16 protein-coding genes, 1 tRNA gene and 1 other RNA gene are annotated in these 19,543 nt (G+C 69.7%); 11 read left to right on the forward strand and 7 right to left on the reverse strand.

Features of this window, described 5'->3' with window-relative positions; all coding sequences use genetic code 11:
* The first annotated feature begins 15 nt into the window (after positions 1–15).
* Complete coding sequence (locus tag RS83_RS10415) at positions 16–648, forward strand: phosphatase PAP2 family protein (protein WP_231587764.1); 633 nt, start codon at positions 16–18, stop codon at positions 646–648.
* Between the two features lie 26 nt (positions 649–674).
* Positions 675–1,277, forward strand: a complete 603-nt coding sequence (locus RS83_RS10420; protein ID WP_045279475.1) for a GNAT family N-acetyltransferase — start codon at positions 675–677, stop codon at positions 1,275–1,277.
* Positions 1,278–1,438: 161 nt separating this feature from the next.
* Here the strand turns inward: RS83_RS10420 and RS83_RS10425 are convergent.
* Positions 1,439–1,526 (reverse strand) — tRNA-Ser (locus RS83_RS10425).
* A 132-nt stretch (positions 1,527–1,658) separates the two neighbouring features.
* On the opposite strand from RS83_RS10425, the gene RS83_RS10430 reads away from it, so the two are divergent.
* Together RS83_RS10430 and RS83_RS10435 are read left to right on the forward strand one after the other, a co-directional pair.
* Positions 1,659–2,204 (forward strand): hypothetical protein, encoded by a 546-nt coding sequence (locus RS83_RS10430; protein WP_052679071.1) that lies wholly within the window; start codon positions 1,659–1,661, stop codon positions 2,202–2,204.
* A 9-nt stretch (positions 2,205–2,213) separates the two neighbouring features.
* Entirely contained in the window at positions 2,214–3,104 is an 891-nt protein-coding gene (locus RS83_RS10435) for a rhodanese-related sulfurtransferase (protein WP_045279476.1), read from the forward strand.
* Between the two features lie 15 nt (positions 3,105–3,119).
* Here the strand turns inward: RS83_RS10435 and RS83_RS10440 are convergent, their stop codons facing one another.
* From RS83_RS10440 to RS83_RS10450, 3 genes are read right to left on the reverse strand one after another with little or no spacing between them, the layout of a single operon-like run.
* Entirely contained in the window at positions 3,120–5,387 is a 2,268-nt protein-coding gene (locus RS83_RS10440; RefSeq protein WP_045279477.1) for a transglutaminaseTgpA domain-containing protein, read from the reverse strand.
* Positions 5,374–6,564: a DUF58 domain-containing protein gene (locus RS83_RS10445; RefSeq protein ID WP_045279478.1), complete on the reverse strand. Its 1,191-nt coding sequence runs from the start codon at positions 6,562–6,564 to the stop codon at positions 5,374–5,376. The genes RS83_RS10440 and RS83_RS10445 overlap by 14 nt, the downstream gene beginning before the upstream one ends.
* A gap of 13 nt (positions 6,565–6,577) precedes the next feature.
* Entirely contained in the window at positions 6,578–7,555 is a 978-nt protein-coding gene (locus RS83_RS10450; RefSeq protein WP_045279479.1) for an AAA family ATPase, read from the reverse strand.
* A gap of 141 nt (positions 7,556–7,696) precedes the next feature.
* Here RS83_RS10450 and ffs point away from each other — a divergent pair.
* The 7 genes from ffs (at position 7,697) to RS83_RS10480 (ending at position 15,860) form a co-directional block, all read left to right on the forward strand.
* Positions 7,697–7,793, forward strand: an RNA gene (ffs, locus tag RS83_RS18575) — signal recognition particle sRNA small type.
* A 41-nt stretch (positions 7,794–7,834) separates the two neighbouring features.
* Entirely contained in the window at positions 7,835–8,431 is a 597-nt protein-coding gene (locus tag RS83_RS10455; RefSeq protein WP_045279480.1) for a rhomboid family intramembrane serine protease, read from the forward strand.
* Positions 8,428–9,108 (forward strand): hypothetical protein, encoded by a 681-nt coding sequence (locus RS83_RS10460; RefSeq protein WP_052679072.1) that lies wholly within the window; start codon positions 8,428–8,430, stop codon positions 9,106–9,108. The genes RS83_RS10455 and RS83_RS10460 overlap by 4 nt, the downstream gene beginning before the upstream one ends.
* A gap of 40 nt (positions 9,109–9,148) precedes the next feature.
* On the forward strand, positions 9,149–11,266 hold the full coding sequence (pta, locus tag RS83_RS10465) for a phosphate acetyltransferase (RefSeq protein ID WP_045279481.1): 2,118 nt from the start codon (positions 9,149–9,151) through the stop codon (positions 11,264–11,266).
* Positions 11,263–12,483: an acetate/propionate family kinase gene (locus RS83_RS10470; RefSeq protein ID WP_045279482.1), complete on the forward strand. Its 1,221-nt coding sequence runs from the start codon at positions 11,263–11,265 to the stop codon at positions 12,481–12,483. The genes pta and RS83_RS10470 overlap by 4 nt, the downstream gene beginning before the upstream one ends.
* A 105-nt stretch (positions 12,484–12,588) precedes the next feature.
* Complete coding sequence (locus tag RS83_RS10475) at positions 12,589–13,347, forward strand: HAD family hydrolase (protein ID WP_045279483.1); 759 nt, start codon at positions 12,589–12,591, stop codon at positions 13,345–13,347.
* Complete coding sequence (locus RS83_RS10480; protein ID WP_045279484.1) at positions 13,344–15,860, forward strand: glycoside hydrolase family 65 protein; 2,517 nt, start codon at positions 13,344–13,346, stop codon at positions 15,858–15,860. The genes RS83_RS10475 and RS83_RS10480 overlap by 4 nt, the downstream gene beginning before the upstream one ends.
* A 125-nt stretch (positions 15,861–15,985) precedes the next feature.
* Here RS83_RS10480 and RS83_RS10485 read toward each other — a convergent pair whose 3' ends face one another.
* From RS83_RS10485 to RS83_RS10495, 3 genes are read right to left on the reverse strand one after another with little or no spacing between them, the layout of a single operon-like run.
* Entirely contained in the window at positions 15,986–17,614 is a 1,629-nt protein-coding gene (locus RS83_RS10485; RefSeq protein WP_045279485.1) for a dipeptide ABC transporter ATP-binding protein, read from the reverse strand.
* Positions 17,604–18,122, reverse strand: coding sequence for a GbsR/MarR family transcriptional regulator (locus RS83_RS10490; protein ID WP_045279486.1), 519 nt, complete (start codon positions 18,120–18,122; stop codon positions 17,604–17,606). Before RS83_RS10490 ends, RS83_RS10485 begins: the two co-directional genes overlap by 11 nt.
* Positions 18,119–19,531, reverse strand: a complete 1,413-nt coding sequence (locus tag RS83_RS10495; protein ID WP_045279487.1) for a serine hydrolase domain-containing protein — start codon at positions 19,529–19,531, stop codon at positions 18,119–18,121. The genes RS83_RS10490 and RS83_RS10495 overlap by 4 nt, the downstream gene beginning before the upstream one ends.
* Positions 19,532–19,543 lie beyond the last annotated feature (12 nt).

A 19,543-nucleotide genomic window follows, 5' to 3' on the forward strand; every position in this document is an offset into this window, starting at 1 on the left:
GGCCATGATGGGACGATGAACAGACGGATGCTGCTGTGGTGGGGTGTCGCGTGCCTCGTGCTCGCGACGGGGATCGGAGCGTCGGTCGTCTTCGGGTTCGACACGACACCGGGGTTCGACTCCTGGTGGAACGACCTCGTCTCCGGCATGCGCACGCAGGCCATGATCGCGTTCGCAGAGGTGCTCAATGCGGTCGGCGGCGGGTGGATCGCGATCTACGCCATCCCGCTGCTCGTGATCATCGCATTCCTGCTCGCGCGGCGTTGGCGCTCCGCACTGTTCTCGGCGCTCTGCTTCGCCGCGAGTGCCGGGGTCGTGCAGATCCTCAAGCATCTGTTCGGGCGTGCGCGGCCGGAGGACATGCTGGTGCTCAGCGACTTCGGATCCTTCCCCTCGGGGCATGCGGCGAACGCGGCGACGATCGCCGTGGTCGCGTGGGTGCTGTTCCCACGCGTCTGGATCGCGGTCGCCGGCTTCATCTGGATCGTCGCGATGGCGCTCTCGCGAACCTTCCTCTCGGTGCACTGGGCGAGCGACACCGTCGGCGGCGCGCTGGTCGGCGCGGGCGTCGTGCTCGTGCTCGGCGCCTGGCTGCTGCCATGGGTGCAGCAGCGACGTGAAGCGGCCGTCGAGGCGCCGATAGGCTGAGGTCTCCGATTCATCGAGGAGTCCCCGTGTCGCAGATCCGCCCCTATCGACCGTCCGACCGTGCAGCCCTGACCGAGGTGTGCGTGAAGACCGCGGATGCCGGAGGGGATGCCACCGGGATCCTCCCGGACGACACCCTCTGGGGCGACCTGTTCGCGGTGCCCTATGCGGAGCGGCATCCCGACCTCGCGTGGGTCGTCGAGACCGACGACGAGCGGGTCATCGGCTACATCGTCGCGACCGACGACACGGATGCCTTCTACGCCTGGTTCCGGGACGAGTGGTGGCCCGCATTCCACGAGCGCTTCCCGCGCCCCGAGACGCCGACGACCCGCGAAGGCCACATGGTCACCTACGGGTACACCAGGGCCCCCGGGGCCGAACCGCTTGCCGCCGAGTATCCGGCGCACCTGCACATCGACCTGTTGCCCGAGACGCAGGGGCAGGGGTTCGGGCGGAAGCTCATCGCCACCCTGTTCGATGAGCTGGCGCGTCGCGGCGTCTCCGGTCTGCACCTCGGCATGGACCCGAACAACACCGGCGCAGCAGCGTTCTACGAGCGTCTCGGTATGACCCCGCTGCCGACCGCGCCGGGTGGGCAGAGCTTCGGCATCCGTTTCGGGGACTAGCTCGGACCGAAGAACGAAAAGAGCCCCCGCTGGCGCGGAGGCTCTTCTCGTGTTTGGCGGTGACGGCGGGACTCCGGTGCTCGCTTCGCTCGCTCCTCCCGAATCCCAGTCCAGAAGAAACACGAAAAGAGCCCCCGCTGGCGCGGAGGCTCTTTCGTGTTTGGCGGTGACGGCGGGATTCGAACCCGCGGTTGCTTTCACAACACACGCTTTCCAAGCGTGCTCCTTCGGCCGCTCGGACACGTCACCAAGGAACAACCTGTCCATCCTATCCGATCGATCGTGTGCCCAGTGACGGGGTCGTCCCGAGGGCGGAGCGTGTTGGACGCGTTCACGGCGATGCGGGTGGAAATCTCTCGCTCATCGTCATATCATCCTCAGATGACGACAGATACCGCGGCGCCGGTGCTCGCCGGGTCGCCGGTGCTCATCGGGGCGCCGACGTCGACGCCAGCGTGGTGGTCGCAGCTCGAGCGGAAGCTGGCTTCGATCACGGCGTCAGGGCCCACGCGACGCGCGTTCGAACCGATCGACGCGTGCCGGCGGATCGCCGTGCGCTTCGGCCTCGACGTCGATACGGATGCGCAGGACTGGCGTCCGAGTCACGGGCGGCTGGACTGGCGCAGCATCCGCACCCAGCCGCCGGTGCTCGTCGATCGTGGGCCGGCACTCCTCGCGCCTCGTGGGTACGACGCCGCCTGCCTGCTCGGCACCGCGCTCGCCGTGCCCGAGGTCGCGGACGAGGTCGCACATCGCTTCCGCGACGACCTCGACACGGCGGACGGCGTCTTCTCCCAACTCGTCGTGCTGGCATCGCTGCTGGCGCGTGCGGATGCGGGGGAGCACCTCGAGCTCGTCACCCCGATCCACCGGCACGTCGACCACCTGCTCGGCCGCCCGACCGTCGCCCGCCCGCCCACGGCGTAAAATCGCCAGGTGGCAACCCCCAAGATCGTTCTCTTCTACGCCTTCGCCCCGCTCGCCGATCCCGAGGCCATCCGCCTGTGGCAGCGCGACCTCGGCGAGGCGCTCGGCCTCCGCGGCCGCATCCTCATCTCGAAGGACGGCGTGAACGGCACCCTCGGCGGCGATCTGCCGGTGCTGAAGAAGTGGCTGCGATCGTTCCGCTCCTACGCCCCGTTCGCGAACACCGACATCAAATGGAGCGAGGGCACCGGGGTCGACGCCGACGGACGCAGCCTCGACTTCCCGAAGCTGAGCGTGAAGGTGCGCGACGAGATCGTCTCGTTCGGGGCGCCGGGCGAGCTCCGTGTCGACGAGCACGGCGTGGTCGGTGGTGGCACCAGGCTCACCCCCGACGCGCTGCACGAGCTCGTGGAGGAGCGCGGCGATGAGGTCGTATTCTTCGACGGCCGCAACTCGCTCGAGGCGCAGATCGGACGCTTCCGTGGCGCGGTGGTGCCCGACACCGAGACGACGCGCGACTTCGTGCAGCTGCTGGATTCCGGCATCTACGACGACCTGAAGGGCAAGCCGGTCGTGACCTACTGCACCGGCGGCATCCGCTGTGAGGTGCTGTCGAGCCTGATGACCGCCCGTGGGTTCGGCGAGGTGTACCAGCTCGAGGGCGGCATCGTCCGGTACGGCGAGCAGTACGGCGATGACGGACTCTGGGACGGCTCGCTCTACGTGTTCGACAAGCGCGGCTCGATCGACTTCTCCGACCACGCGGCAGTGATCGGCGAGTGCGTCGGATGCGGTGCCGCGACGAACCGCACCGCGAACTGCCCTGACCTGTCGTGCCGGGTGCAGTCCGTCGTGTGCGCCGACTGCGACAGCGTGGCCTGCGAGACGCACGCGGCCTGAGCGTCGCACCCGGCCTCAGCCGAGCGAGGTCGACTCCGCGCTGCGGGTCATGAACAGCGAGCGTGGCAGCAGCAGCGCCCGCACCTGGGTGACGCGGTCGCAGTGGCGCTGCATCCCGCCGAGCACGGCCCGCAGCGGATCGGCGAGATCGTCGCCCGCTGATCCTCCGCGCGCGTAGTTGGTGCGCTCGACGGCGCGCGTCAACCGGCCGACGGCATCGGCATCCACGTGATACTGCGTCACCAGCGCGGCTCCTCGTACCCGAGGCGTGTCCGCCGCCGACAGCGGCAGCTGCAGGTCGACCATGGTGTCGCGCATCTCGGCCCAGGCGGCTCCGGCGTCACCGCGACGCGCACGGCCGAGGCGGACCGAGCGCTCGATTCTGCGGATCGCCGCTGGGAGCAGCAGCACTGCGAGCACGCCGGCGATGCTCCACACCACCGGCATCGGGTCGAGCCGTCGCAGCGCGCCGGTCGTGGAGCTGTTGTCGCCCGCGTCGCCTCGATCGATCTCCGGCCCGGTGGTCTGCTCCGTCTGCGGAGCCGTGGTGGGCGCAGGGGTCGACGGTCCGGTCGTACCGCCGCCGGTGGTGGTCGCGGCCCGGAAGGCGGTCGGCACCCCGAGCGAGGCGGTCGGCTCGAACGGCACCCAGCCGATACCGGGGAACAGCACCTCGGGCCAGGAGTGCAGCTGATCGCTGTCGACCGAGAAGATCGACTCGTCGCCGCGCTTCTCGGTCGTCAGCGACCCGGGAAGGTACCCGACGACGATGCGGGTCTGCATGTCGAGGCTCTGCGCCATCAGCGCGAACGCGCCGGCGAAGTGCACGCAGTAGCCGGAGCGCACATCGAGGAACTGCGCCACCGCGTCAGCGCCGGTGCCGTCGAACCCCTCGTCGACCGGAGTCTCGAGCGAGTACGTGAACGACGAGCGGAACCACGTCTGCAGGGCAACGAGCCGGTCGTAGTCGTTCGACTCCTCGGCCGTGACCTCGGTCGCCAGGTCCCCGATGATGGCGGGGAGCTCGACCGGCTCCTCGTCGTCATCGACCACCGGCGGCGCTGCGTCGACCGCACGGATCTGCTCGAGCGTCGGCGTCACCTTCGTCGCCGTGATCGTGTAGTCGTTGCCCGCGGCATCCGCGCTCCTGGAGACGAGGGTGCGGTTCTCCGGCATGACACGCCAGGCGCCGGAGACACCCTGCACGCGAGTGGCCGGGTAGGGCACCGGCAGCCAGGAACTCGACATGCGCAGCACCCGCACCGAGGTGGTCTCCTCCTCGGCCGCGATCTGCTCGCCCCACTCCGGCTCGCCGAAACCCTCGCTCTGCGAGGTGAGCTCCCCGCGGTCCGGCTGCCAGACGCGGCCGTCGAACTGCGAGAGCGTGGTCAGGCGGAGGTACGGTGCGACATCGCCCTCGGTGGCGACGGTCAGCACCTCGACCGGGTTCGGCTGCCGCAGATCGTCGCCCAGTCGGAGGGACGCATCGACCGTGGTGCCGACGCCGGTGCCGACGATCGTCGACGACACCGGCAGGGCCGGGGCGACGATCATGGTCACGGCGATCGCGGCGGCTCCGACGCCGACCGCGAGCGAGGTCGACGAGCGGCGCGGGGCGATCGGATGCCGACGCGCGGTGTAGCCGAGCAGGACCAGTGCGAGGATGCCGAAGAGCACGAACCAGGCGACGTTCGCGTCGCCCATCGTCACGATCATCGGCACAGCGCCGAGCACGCCGGTCAGCACGATCGCGAGCACGGCGAGACGCAGGGTGATCAGCTGGTCGAGGAGCAGCGCGACGAGCGCGAATCCCAACCCGAGCACGGCTGCGAGTCCTGCCGACGGCGAGAGCGGCGCCGCACCGAACACGATCTCCTCCATCGCGGATGCCGCGAGCGAGGCGAACACCGAGACGGTGGTCGCGGTCGGGAAGAGTCCGAGAAACGCGGTGTCGCCGGCGACGAGCTGCGTCACGACGGCCACCGCGACGAGCAGCTGGACGAGGAAGGTCGACAGGTCGCGAACCCAGCCACGGCGCCGGCGCAGCAGGAAGCGCAGCAGCGCCCCGCTCGCAGCGACCGCGACGACGACCGCCACGACGACGAACGACCAGGCGCCTGGCTCGATCACCGAGGTGAACGGCCACATCGCGACGAGTCCGGCCGCGGCGGCGAGCACGGCGGGAACCACGACGCCGTCGGGCTCCTCGTGCTCGCGGTGCCAGTGCTGGGGAGCGGTCGCGTCAGCGCCTCGGGAGGGGCGCTTCGACTCAGCGCGGAACATCGGTCGCTCCACCCGGGCTCGGCAGCGCCGCTTCCCAGGCCTCCGGGATGTCGGCGCCCAGTGTCGTCACGCTCCAGCCGTGCTGCCGTGCAGCGGCAGCCGCACCGGGGAGCGGCTCGGTCGCGAAGAGCATCGGCGCCGCGGCGCCGGACGATCGCAGCAGCGCGGCATCCTCTTCGTCGATGCGCCCGGTGATGTACACGAGCGGCCCCGGAGGTGAGCCGCCGATCAGCGTCGCGACATCGCGGGAGTCGCCGCGCGGCCCGACCATCGAGAGGGCGACCAGCAGCCCGTCGCGGTCGTCCTCGTGTCCGCGGAGCGTGCCGAGCAGCACACCGGCGCTGTCGATCACATCGACGCCGTAGCCCTCATCGGCCAGATGGACCGCGATCGACGCGCACAGCGAGACCGCCGCTTCGAACGCCTCGTCCTCGTGCGCGCCGGGGGCGTCCCAGTGCGCGCTGCTGCGGTCCAGCACCACCAGCGCGTCAGGGCTGGACTCCTCTTCCTCCTGCCGCACCATCAACTCGCCCCGGTGCGCGGTGGCTCGCCAGTGGATGCGTCGCATCGAGTCGCCGGAGATGTAGTGCCGCGGGGAGAGGTTGTCGCTGCCCTGACCGAGCCGCGTCGACGATGTCTGCGCCGTGCCGCCGGCTGCGCCGATCCGCACCGAGAGCGGGGCGAGCGAGAACACCTCGGGAACGACGGTGACGGTGCGGTGCTCGCCGAATTCCTGCTCGCGCTGCGCGAGACCGAACGGGTCGACCGTGCGGAGCATCAGTGGTCCGATCGGCCAGACGCCGCGGCGGACGCCAGTGATGAGATAGCTGAGCCGGCCGATCTCCGGTGGATACTCGCCGCTCGAGTCTCCCGAGACGGCATCCGGCAGCACATCGTGCCAGAGCCCGTGCGGGATGCGGATCGAGCGCAGCGCGAAGCGCACCGTCACGCGCGAGGTCTCTGACACCGTCAGGAGGTCGGTGGAGATCTGCCTGGCGACCGTGCCGCTGCGCCGGGGGAGTCGCACCACGAGCACCGAGAACACCGTGAGCAGGGCCAGCAGGAGTCCGATGAAGAGCAGGATGGGCGCCGCGACGAGGTTCGCGAGGATGACGCAGCAGAGCGCTGCGAGCAGCGCACCTGCGCCTCGTGCGGTCAGGGCTCGACGTCGTCGCATGGTGATCGGTCGATCAGGATCGCGTGGCCACTGGCACGCGGACGCGCTCGACGATCTGGGCGAGCGCTGCCTCGATCGGCTGGGCGCCTGCGCGGTGCGCCCCACGTGCTGGGAGCAGCCGGTGCGCGAAGACGGGGATGATGAGCGCGGTGACGTCGTCGGGGATCACGTAGTCGCGGCCGTCGAGCGCCGCCCACACCTTCGCGGCGCGGATCAGCTGCAGCGTCGCCCGTGGGCTCGCGCCGAGGTGCAGGTTCGGATCCGCGCGCGTCGCCTGGGCGAGTGCGACGGTGTACTCCTCGAGCGCCGGCGCCACGTGCACCGAACGCGCGAAGGCGATGAGCTGCGCGATCGATGCGGCATCCGCGACGGGGGAGACCCCGCTCAGCGGGTTCACGGTGTCGCGCTGGCGGAGCATGAGGGCCTCGGCGGCGGCGTCCGGATAGCCCATCGAGATGCGCATCATGAAACGATCGCGCTGTGCCTCCGGCAGCGCGTAGGTGCCTTCCATCTCGAGCGGGTTCTGCGTCGCGACCACGAGGAACGGCTCGGGGAGCAGATGGGTCGAGCCGTCGACCGTGACCTGTCCCTCTTCCATCGCCTCGAGGAGCGCAGACTGCGTCTTGGGCGATGAGCGGTTGATCTCGTCGGCGATGACGATGTGCGCGAAGATGGCTCCTCGCTTGAACTCGAACTCGCGGTCGACCGGGTTGTAGACCGAGACCCCGGTGACGTCGCCCGGCAGGAGGTCGGGTGTGAACTGGATGCGGCGCACCGTCGCATCGACGCTCGCAGCCAGCGCGCGGGCCAGCATCGTCTTGCCGACGCCAGGCACATCCTCGATCAGCAGGTGGCCCTCGGCGAGCAGGCACACCAGTGCGCTGCGCACGGCATCCGGCTTCCCGTCGATCACGCTCCCCACCGACCCGAGGATCGCAGAGGTCTGCACGGCGAACTGCTCGGCCGTGATCTGGGGGGCGTTGTCTGGCATGCGTTCCCTCTCGCGTGGGCGCCTCCGTGCGCGTTCCTCGATCGTAACCCGGTGCGGGTCGCCGCGCTCTGGCAGGTTCCCCTGAGAGCCTCGGGGGCCCGCGGATGTCGAACCATGCCGCGCACTCGGGTTAGGATGGTTGACGGCTCTCCGCGTGGCGGCATCCAGGCCAATTCCCCCAGGGCGGAAACGCAGCAAGGGTAACCGGGCTCTGCTGGGTGCGCGGAGGGTCACTTTCTTTTTCAGCGTCCTCCGGGGCGGCACTGCGAGGATCGTGACGTGACCAGCCCCGCCGACACCCGCCGCTCGACTCCGCTCGGCCGTTTCGTCTCGCCGGTCGCTCTGCTCGCACTGATGTGGGTCGTGCAGTTCGCGGATGCCGTGCTTCCGGGCTCCTTCTCCGGCTTCGGACTGCGCTCCTGGGATCCGTCCGGTCTCGGTGGCATCGTGGTCGGCCCGCTGCTGCACGCGAGTTGGCCGCACCTGATCGCGAACTCCGTGCCGTTCCTCGTGCTCGGCTGTCTCGTCGCGGTCGAGGGCACCCGCCGGTTCTGGGCCGTCACGGCCATGGTCGCCGTGATCGGAGGCCTCGGAACCTGGGTGGCGAACGCGCCAGGCACACTGACCGTCGGTGCATCCGGACTCGTGTTCGGCTACTTCGGTTACGTGGTGCTGCGGGTCTTCGCGCCGGGCCGGGTCGCGCACCGCATCCTGTACGCCGTCGTCGCCATCATCGTGGTCTCGCTGTACGGCGGATCCATGCTGGCCGGCGTCATCGGCGTGCGCGAGGGCATCTCGTGGCAGGCGCACCTGTTCGGCGCGATCGGCGGCGGCATCGCAGCGTTCGCCGGACGACGACGCACCCCATCGCCATGAACGCGCGTGCTGCGACGACGCGGCGCGGAACGAAGCGGAAGCCGCGGCGGAGCACCACGGCGAAGCGGCGCAAACCCGGCGCGCGGAAGCTGGCGGCGCTGCGGCTGCGACGCCGGCGGATGCTGCGCCGGGCCCTCATCTCGACCGCGGTGGTGGCGGTGGTCGTCGGCATCGGCGTGCTCGTGCCGCTCACGATCGCGCACGACCCGGTCGTGGTGTGCGCCGCCGACCCGGCCACCTACCCGGACTCCGGCATCGCGGGGTGGCGAGGGGAGCAGCTCGAGAACGCGGCGACGATCATGCAGACGGCGACCGGGATGGGGCTGGGGCGCGACGCGCAGATCCTCGGCGTGATGACCGCGATGGGTGAGAGCAGCCTGCACAACATCGACTACGGCGACTGGGAGACGAACGGCGTCACCAACCCCGATGGCACCCGCACCAGCAGCATCGGGCTGTTCCAGCAGCAGACGTGGTGGGGGAGCATCGAGCAGCGGATGGACCCGGCGACCGCGGCTGGTCTGTTCTTCACCAGGCTCGCCAGGCTCCAGGACTGGCAGTCGATGGAGCGATCTCATGCCATCCACCGGGTGCAGATCAACACCGATCGCGACTACTACAGCCGATACGAAGCCGACGCCGTCGCTGTCGTCGACGGGTTGTCGGGATCCTGCTGAGTCCAGCTGCGTCCAAGTGAGGTGCGCCTAAGCTGGAACGGTGGCACGGAGCATCTACATCACCTCGGCAGAAGGTCATACGGGCAAGTCCACGATCGCGCTCGGCGTGCTCGATGCGTTGATGCGCGTCAGCCCGCGGGTCGGCGTGTTCCGACCCATCGCGCGCTCGGTCGCCGAGCGCGACGAGGTGCTCGAACTGCTGCTCGCCCACGACGGCGTGCACCTCGACTACGACGACTGCATCGGCGTCACCTACGACGATGTGCGCAGCGACCCCGACCGGGCGCTGTCGACGATCGTGGCGAGGTTCAAGGCCGTCGAGGCGCAGTGCGACGCGGTCGTGATCATCGGCAGCGACTACACCGATGTCGGGAGTCCGGCCGAGCTCGGCTACAACTCGCGCATCGCCGCGAACCTCGGAGTGCCGGTGCTGCTCGTGCTCAGCGGACGCGATCAGCAGCGTCAGGCCGAGCAGCTCGGCACCACCACGGCCCGCGTGCCCTCGGCGGTCGGGCAGATCGCGGCGCTCGCGCTCGCCGAGCTCGACGCCGAGCGTGCTGAGCTGTTCGCCGTGATCGTGAACCGGGCCGACCCTGCGGTGCTCGACGAGATCGTGGCGTCGGTGCGCGCGGTGCGGCCGGGCAAGGACACCCCGGTGTGGGCCATGCCGGAGGATCGGATGCTGGTCGCGCCGTCGATCCGCGGCATCCTCGCCGCCGTGGATGGACGCCTGATCAAGGGCGATGCGGATCGGCTGACCCGCGAGGCGCTGTCGATCGTCGTCGCCGGCATGTCGATGGTGAACGTGCTGCCGCGGCTCACCGAGGAGGCGGTCGTGGTGATCCCGGCCGACCGCACCGAGGTGCTGCTGGCGACGCTGCTCGCCGACGCCTCCGGCACCTTCCCCCGGGTGGCCGGCATCATCCTGAACGGCCCGTTCCCGCTGCCGGAGCCCATCGTGCGACTGCTCGACGGCTTCTCGTCGACCGTGCCGATCATCGCGACCGACCTCGGCACCTACGACACCGCCGTGCAGGTCATGGGCGCCCGCGGCCGCATCTCACCGGATTCGCGCGGCCGGTACGACCGCGCGCTCGGCCTCTTCCAGACCCACGTCGACATCGCCGAGCTCACCACGCAGCTGGGGCTCGCCGAGTCGCGCGTGGTCACCCCGCTCATGTTCGAGTACGCGCTCATCGAGCGGGCGCGCGCCGACCGCCGCCGCATCGTGCTGCCGGAGGGCGACGACGACCGCATCCTCCGCGCGGCAGCGACACTGATCGCACGCGACGTGGCCGATCTGACGATCCTCGGCGACGAGGCCGCCGTGCGGGCGCGGGCCACCGAGCTCGGCGTCGACATCGCGGCCGTGCAGGTGATCAGCCCGAACGACCCTGCGCTCGTCGAGCGCTTCGCAGCGGAGTACGCGACGCTGCGCGCCCACAAGGGGATCACGCTCGCACAGGCCGCGGACACCGTGACCGACGTGTCGTACTTCGGCACGATGATGGTGCACCTTGGGCTCGCCGACGGCATGGTCTCCGGTGCCGCGCACACCACGGCCCACACCATCCGTCCCTCGTTCGAGATCATCAAGACGAAGCCGGGCGTGAACGTCGTCTCGAGCGTGTTCCTGATGGCGCTCGCCGACCGGGTGCTCGTCTACGGCGACTGCGCGGTCATCCCCGATCCGACCAGCGAGCAGCTCGCCGACATCGCGATCTCGTCCGCGGCGACCGCGACGCAGTTCGGCATCGAGCCGCGCGTCGCGATGCTGTCGTACTCGACCGGGGAATCGGGATCGGGCGCCGACGTCGACAAGGTGCGCGCCGCCACGGCGCTGGTCCGCGAGCGCGCGCCTGAGCTGCTCGTGGAGGGGCCGATCCAGTACGACGCAGCAGCGGACGCCGCGGTCGCGAAGGCGAAGCTCCCCGATTCCGCGGTCGCCGGTCGCGCGACGGTGTTCGTGTTCCCCGACCTCAACACCGGCAACAACACGTACAAGGCCGTGCAGCGCTCCGCCGGTGCGGTGGCGATCGGACCGGTGCTGCAGGGGCTGAACAAGCCGATCAACGATCTGTCGCGCGGCGCGCTCGTGGACGACATCGTCAACACGGTCGCGATCACCGCGATCCAGGCCCAGGGAGATTCGGCATGAGTGCGATCCTCGTGATCAACAGCGGTTCCTCGTCGCTGAAGTACAGCCTGCTCGACGTCGAGACCGAGAACGAGCTCGCCTCAGGGCTGATCGAGCGGATCGGCCAGGGGATGGGCAGTGCGGCGCACACGGTGCGCCCGGAGACGGATGCGGACGCCGTGCCCACCATGCTCGACGCGACGTACCGCGACGAGCGCGAGATCGCCGACCATCACGCGGCCTTCGCCGTGATGCTCGAGCAGTTCGCCGAGCACGGACCATCGCTCGCGGCCAGTCCGCCGGTCGCCGTCGGCCACCGCGTCGTGCACGGCGGAGCCCGATTCTTCGCGCCGACCCTGATCGACGCCGATGTGGAGCGCCAGATCGAGGAGCTCTCAGTGCTCGCGCCGCTGCACAACCCGGCCAACCTGTCTGGCATCCTCGCGGCGAAGGCCGTGTTCCGGGGTGTGCCGCACGTCGCGGTCTTCGACACCGCGTTCCACCAGACCCTGCCGCCGGCCGCCTACACGTACGCGATCGACGCCGAGCTCGCGAAGCACCATCGCGTGCGGCGCTACGGCTTCCACGGCACGAGCCACCAGTTCGTGAGCGAGTCGGCTGCCGCGTTCCTCGGCCGCGATCTCGCGTCGCTGCGGCAGATCGTCTTCCACCTCGGCAACGGTGCATCGGTCACCGCGATCGACGGCGGACGCTCGGTCGAGACCTCGATGGGGCTCACGCCGCTGGAAGGGCTCGTGATGGGCACGCGCTCCGGCGACCTCGACCCCGCGGCGCTCGTGCACCTCTCGCGCCGCGCCGGGCTCTCGATCAACGAGCTCGACGCCCTGCTCAACACCCGAAGCGGGCTCAAGGGACTCGCCGGACACAGCGACATGCGCGACATCCTGGCCGGGGCGGATGCCGGAGACGAGGCCGCCATGCTCGCGTTCGACGTGTACGTGCACCGGCTGCGCGCCTACGCCGGCTCGTACATCGCGCAGCTCGGCGGCGTTGACGTCATCTCCTTCACCGCCGGCGTCGGCGAGAACGCTGCGCGCGTGCGCGCCGAGGCCATGGCGACGCTCGGGTTCGCCGGTATCGAGATCGATCAGGAGCGCAACGAGGAGCGGTCGCGCGGCATCCGTCGCATCTCCACCGATGCCTCGGTCGTGACCGTCCTCGTGGTGCCGACGAACGAGGAACTCCAGATCGCACGGCAGACCGCCGAGCTGCTCTGAACGCCGCCGAGATCTGAGGGTTCCCGTCGGCGGCGATCGGCAACTACGCTGGCACAGTGGCACGGAGAAGTGCCGACGCCCTCGCCCCTTCTCCTGGAGGCTCCCGTGCCCGAAGCCCTTCCCGATCTGCTCGCTGCCGACGGCGTGCTGTTCGACCTCGACGGCGTGCTCACGCCGACCGCCGAGGTGCACATGCGCGCCTGGAAGGTGGTGTTCGATCAGGTCTTCGCGCAGTGGGGGATCACTCCCGAATACACCGACGCCGACTACTACGAATACGTCGACGGCAAGAAGCGCTACGACGGCGTCGCCAGCCTGCTGCGCAGCCGCAACGTCGAGATCCCGTGGGGCGACGTCGACGACGCCCCTGAGGCCGAGACGATCTGCGGCATCGGCAACCGCAAGAACGCCGCGTTCGCGAGCTCGCTGCGCGCGGAGGGCATCGCTCCGTACCCGGGTTCGCTCGCGGTCGTCGAGCGTCTGCACGCCGCCGGCATCCCGCTCGGCGTCGTCTCGAGCTCGAAGAACGCCGAAGAGGTGCTCGCCTCCGCCGGCATCCGCTCGTTCTTCCGCATCGTGGTCGACGGCGTCGTCGCCGAACGCGATGGGTTGGCCTCCAAGCCGGCACCCGACATGTTCCGAGAGGGCGGCATCGCCCTCGGCGTCGATCCCGCGCGCAGCATCGCCGTGGAGGACGCCACGTCCGGCGTCGCCTCCGCTGCAGCTGCCGGCTACGCCGACGTGATCGGCGTCGACCGCGGCACCGGCGCAGACGCGCTGCGCGCCGCCGGCGCCACGGTCATCGTCGACGACCTCTCCCTCTTCCTCCCGACCCTCTCGAACGACACCACGGAGACCGCATGATCGACCGCGACCGCTTTCCCGTCGACCCGTGGCGGCTGATCGAGACTCGCTACACCGAGGAGGGCGTGGGCGAGACGCTGTTCTCGGTGGGCAACGGCTACCTCGGCCTCCGGGGCAACCACATCGAGGGGCGCGGTGCCCACGAGCACGGCACCTTCATCAACGGGCTGCATGAGACCTGGCCGATCCGGCACGCGGAGCAGGCCTACGGGTTCGCGGAGGTCGGCCAGACCATCGTGAACGCACCGGACGCCAAGGTCATGCGCGTCTACGTCGACGACGAGCCGATGTCCTTCGACGTGGCAGACGTGCGGGAGTACAGCCGCACGCTCGACATGCGCACCGGCGTGCTCGAGCGCATCGTCGTCTGGGAGACGCCGTCCGGCAAGCGCGTACGCATCCGCGATGAGCGCATCGTGAGCTTCCAGGAGCGTCACCTCGCGATCCTCCGTCTCGAGGTGACCGTCGAGAACTCCGACGCGCCGGTCACGATCAGCTGTCAGCTGCTCAACCGTCAGGACGGTGCCGGCGTCTACGCGGGAACGCCGGATGCCGCCAAGAAGAAGAAGGCCGACGGGTTCGATCCTCGGAAGGCTGAGAAGATCGCCGACCGCGTGCTGGAGCCGGCCGAGCACTGGCAGGACGGCATGCGCTCTGCGCTGTCGTACCAGGTCGCCGACTCGGGGATGACGGTCGCCGTGGTCGCCGACCACATCATCGACACCGAGAACGACTACAACGCCCGCACGCTGATCGAGGCCGACATCGCCAAGAACGTGTTCCGCGTGCAGGCGAAGGCCGGGGTGCCGATCCGCATCACGAAGCTCGTCAGCTACCACACCTCCCGCGGCGTGCCGCCGCGCGAGCTCGTCGACCGCTGCCGCCGCTCGCTCGACCGGGTCGCGGTCGAAGGAGTGCAGACGCAGTTCCAGCGCCAGGAGGAATGGCTCACCGCGTTCTGGGCGCGCAGCGACGTGCAGATCGGCGGACGCGACGACCTGCAGCAGGCCACCCGCTGGTGCCTGTTCCAGCTCGCCCAGGCATCGGCCAGGGCCGACGGCACCGGCGTGCCGGCGAAGGGTGTGTCCGGCTCCGGGTACAGCGGCCACTACTTCTGGGACACCGAGATCTACGTGCTCCCGTTCCTCACGTACACCTCGCCGCAGTGGGCTCGCAACGCGCTGCGCGCCCGCGTGCACATGCTGCCGGCTGCCCGCCGTCGTGCGGCGCAGCTGAACGAGGCTGGTGCACTGTTCCCCTGGCGCACGATCAACGGCGAGGAGGCCTCGGCCTACTACGCCGCCGGCACGGCGCAGTACCACATCAACGCCGACGTCAGCTTCGCGCTGGGCAAGTACGTGCGGGCGACCGGCGACGAGGAGTTCCTCCGCCGCGAGGGTGCTGATGTCGCGGTCGAGACGGCCCGGCTCTGGGCGACGCTCGGCTTCTGGCGCGGCTCGACCGTCGTCGAGGAGAGCGGTGCCGGTGACGGCATCCAGACCTTCCACATCCACGGTGTGACAGGTCCTGACGAGTACACGACCGTGGTGAACGACAACCTCTACACGAACGTGATGGCGCGCTACAACCTGCGCTACGCCGCCAGGATCGTGCGCGAGATCGCCGCCGACTTCCCGGAGGACTACGCGCAACTCGTCGAGCGCACCGATCTCGGCTTCGATGAGGCCGAGTCCTGGGAACGCGCGGCCGAGGCCATGTTCATCCCGTACAGCGATGCCCTCGGCATCCACCCGCAGGACTCCCTGTTCCTCGAGCGCGAGGTGTGGGACCTGGCGAACACGCCGGACTCGCAGCGCCCGCTGCTGCTGCACTTCCACCCGCTCGTGATCTACCGCTTCCAGGTGCTGAAGCAGGCGGATGTCGTGCTGGCGCTGTTCCTGCAGGGCAACCACTTCACGCCAGAGGAGAAGCGCGCCGACTTCGACTACTACGACCCGCTGACGACCGGCGATTCGACCCTGTCGGCAGTGGTGCAGTCGATCCTCGCGGCCGAGGTCGGCTACCAGGAACTCGCGCAGGAGTACTTCGAGCAGTCGCTGTTCGTCGACCTGCACGACCTGCACCACAATGCGGCCGACGGTGTGCATGTCGCCTCCGCCGGCGGCGTCTGGACGGCGCTCGTGTGCGGCTTCGGCGGCATGCGCGACTACGCTGGCGAGCTCAGCTTCGACCCGCGTCTGCCCGCCGACTGGCCGTCGCTGTCGTTCCCGCTGCAGTGGCAGGGGTCTGCGGTGCAGGTCACGATCACGGCTGATGAGCTGCGGGTGCGCGTGAGCGAAGGGGCACCGGTGCCGTTCACGGTGCGCGACGTCGCCTACATCGCCACGGTCGATGAGGTCGTCGTCGTGCCGCTCGCGGACCAGGGGCCGATCATCGCCGGTCGCCCGTCGCTGCGGCAGTTCGCCGAGGCCCGCCGGTCGGACGGCACACTGCTGTCGGCATCCGTCCCGGTGATCACGACCACGATCCCGGTGATCGAGCCGATCGACTGATCTCGGTCCCCGCCCGCCGACCCACCCCTCTGCGCGCGAACCACCCCCTTTGTGTACGCGTACAAGGGGGCGGTTCGCAGCGAAGGGGGTGGGTCGGCGGGCGCGATCCGGAAGCGGATGCCGCGTCAGGACGCGCGTCGGGCCCGTTGCACCTCCGGGTCAGGGATGGGCGCCGCGTCGAGCAGCGTGCGGGTGTACGCATCCTTCGGCGCCTGGAGCACCTGCAGGCGGTCGCCGATCTCGGCGAGACGGCCGTGGTGCATCACCGCCACGCGGTCAGCGAGCTCGTCGACCACCGCGAGGTCATGACTCACGAACAGGCACGCGAAGCGGAACTCCTGCTGCAACCGCCGGAACAGTTCGAGCACGGTCGCCTGTACCGAGACGTCGAGCGCCGACGTCGGCTCGTCAGCGATCAGCAGGTCGGGGCCCAGCGAGATCGCCCTCGCGATCGCGACGCGCTGACGCTGCCCGCCCGACAGCTCATGCGGGTAGCGCTCCGACCACGCCCCTGGCAGCTCGACGGACTCGAGCAACTCGGTCACGCGGGCCTGCAGCGCAGCGCCGCGGAGGCCGGCGTGCACGGCGAGCGGTTCGCCGACGGACTGCGCGACCGTGTACCGCGGGTTCATCGAACCGAGCGGGTTCTGGAACACGACGCCGACCCGACGCCTGACCTCGCGCTGCGCCGCCCTGGAACCTGAGGCGACGTCGACCCCGTTGATGCGGATCGCACCCGACGTGATCGGCGCGAGGCCGAGGGCAGCGCGCCCGAGCGTCGACTTGCCCGATCCGGACTCGCCGACGAGGGCGAGCATCTCGCCAGGGGCGATCTGCAGGCTCACGCCGTCGACAGCCCGGACGCGGCGGCGGCGCGATGAGTACTCGACCACCAGGTCGTCGACCTCGAGCACGGTGCCCGGCTGCGACGACGACGGTCGCGCTGCGGCACCGATGCGCGGTACGGCTGACAACAGCTGCTGCGTGTAGGCGGCCTCGGGGGCGGCGAACAGCCGGTGCACCTCGGCGCTCTCCACGGCCTCGCCATGGCGCATCACGACGACGCGATCGGCGAGATCGGCGACGACCCCCATGTCGTGGGTGATCAGGATGATCGCAGCTGAGGTGCGGTCGCGCAGACGCCGGAGCACGTCGAGCACCTCAGCCTGCACCGTGACGTCGAGGGCGGTGGTGGGCTCGTCCGCGATGAGCAGTTCGGGATCGCACGCGAGCGACATCGCGATCATGACGCGCTGGCACTGCCCGCCGGAGAACTGGTGCGGATAGAACCGCATGCGAGCCTCCGGGTCAGGCAGATCGACCATCCGCAGCAGTTCGATCGCGCGTTCCTGGCGCTGGGCGCGATCGAGATCCGGACGGTGGCGCGCCAGCACTTCGCGCAGCTGCGCGCCGATGGTGAACACCGGATCCAGTGCGCCGATCGCATCCTGGAACACCATCGAGATCCGCTTGCCGCGGATGTCGGACAGCGCGGTTCGGCTGAGCCCGAGCATCTCGACGTCGCCGAGCCTGGCGCTGCCGGTGACCGTCGCGGTGTCCGGCAGCAGCCCCATGACCGCCATCGAACTCACGGACTTGCCCGACCCGGACTCGCCGACGATCGCGAGGATCTCGCCGGCGGCGACCTCATAGCTCAGCCGCGTCACGGCTGCGACGTCGGGCTGGCGACCGCCGTCGACCTCGAACCGCACGCTCAGGTCGCGGACGCTCAGAACGGGGGCATCAGGGCGCATCGTGCTCCTCTTGCGGCAGAGCCTGGCCGTCGAGGGCGCTGGCGTCGCGGTATGCCTGCCAGTCGGCCAGCATCTTGGTGTGATATCCCCGCAGCCACGTCATGTAGTTGTGGGCGTTGCGCAGGCGTCGCTCCGGGAGGCCGCCTGCGTCGATCTCATCCATGCCGACCGAGATCGCCGCCGAGAGCATCCTCAGGTAGTTGCGTTCGGAGGCGAGGAACCCGCCCCAGACGTCGTCCTCGACCGCGAAGTAGTAGCTGCGGTCTCCGGCGATCGCGACCCGGTGGATGAAGCCGATCTCGCTGAGATGCCGCGTCGCGGTCGACACCGATCCGGCGCTCGCGGTGAGCAGCGTCGCGATCTCGCCGCTCGAGAGATACGGGCGGTCGACGATCATCAGGAGCGCGATGATCCGCGCCTCCATCCGGTTGCTCGTGGTCGTCTGCCAGGCCAGCGCGAACTGTTCGACGAATGTTCGTTGGCCGCTGGTCAGCGTTGGTTCCGTCACGTTGCGGGCTCCTTGAGAATGCGGGTCATCGACTCTCGACGCGCCAGGAAGTCGTCGAGAGGCCACTGGGTCATGCCGTTGACGCGGATGGACGCGACTGTGCCATCACCGTTTCGTGTGAACGATACCGGCTCGCCGGAAGCACCGAAGCTCGGCTGGAGGAATGTGCGGAGGGTGTCGGCGTCGACGATCTCGAGCTCTTCCATGCTCTCGTACACGTCGCGCGCTCCCGGATAGGCGAGGACGAGCCGACCGCCGAGCTCGACCACGTCGACGAGGCCCCACAGGGATGCATATCGTCCGGTGAAGGATGCTGGCGCATGACCGTCGGTCGCAGGACGTTTCTCGGCCCCTGGCAGCGGGCGCTGCGCGGCATCGATCACTGCGAACACCGCCTGCGCGATCTGCTCGGCTGGTCCGTCGACGGCATTCGTGAGCACGCTCACGACGAGCTTGCCGACCGGATCGATGTAGGTGCGGGTGATGTGCCCCGGATATCCGCCCGAGTGCCCGACCAGCGCGCGGTCGCGGATCTTCGCCACCTCGATTCCGACGCCGTAGCGGCCGATCTCCGTGCCGTAGCGACGCACGACGGATGCGGTGCGCTGCATGATGCGCTTGGAGTCGTCGGAGAGCAGCGCGTCAGAGCCGAGCCAGTGCGCGGCGCCGTACACGGTGAGGTCCTCCGCGGTCGAATAGAAGCCGGTCGCGGACGCCATGGCCCGGGTGTCGACGTGCTCGATCGTGAGGCGCTCGTTCTCGCCGAGCAGCAGGCCGGTGTGGCCGGCCGCGTACTCGTCGGCCCGTTCAGCGTCGTATTCCGCGCCGGTCCTGGTCAGCCCCAGCGGCTCGACGATGTGCATCCGGCAGTAGTCCGCGTAGCGCATGCCGCTCGCGGATTCGATCGCGAGCCCGAGCAGCGAGTAGCCGACGTTCGAGTACCGGAAGTACTCGTTGCGGGCGGCGATGGTGCCGTGCGCGAGGATCTCGGCGATCAGACCGTCGCGGTCGGGGAAGGGTCGCTCCAGCTGCCAGAAATCTGCCTCGGTGCCGTCGCGCTGGATGCCGGACTGGTGCTCGAGCAGCTCGCGGACGGTCGCAGCGCCGATCGCCGCCCCCGCCAGCTCCTCGACGTGCACGCCGATCGGATCATCGAGCCGGATCGACCCCGCTTCGACCAGTTGCATGATCGCGGTTCCGGTGAAGGTCTTCGAATGCGACGCGATGCGGAACAGGTGGTCGGTGCGCAGCGGCTCGCCCGTCGACACATCGGCGGTGCCGACCGCGAACGACGCGATCAGTGCGTCCTCCGTGCGGACGGCGACCTGCGCCCCGGTGGCGCGATACTGCCGCACCTGTGCCTCAACGAGCTCAGGCAGGTAGGCGACGGCGGATGCGAGGTCGGACATGATGCTCCTTCG

Source organism: Microbacterium oxydans, from assembly GCF_000956525.1.
Classification (GTDB): Bacteria; Actinomycetota; Actinomycetes; order Actinomycetales; family Microbacteriaceae; genus Microbacterium; species Microbacterium oxydans_A.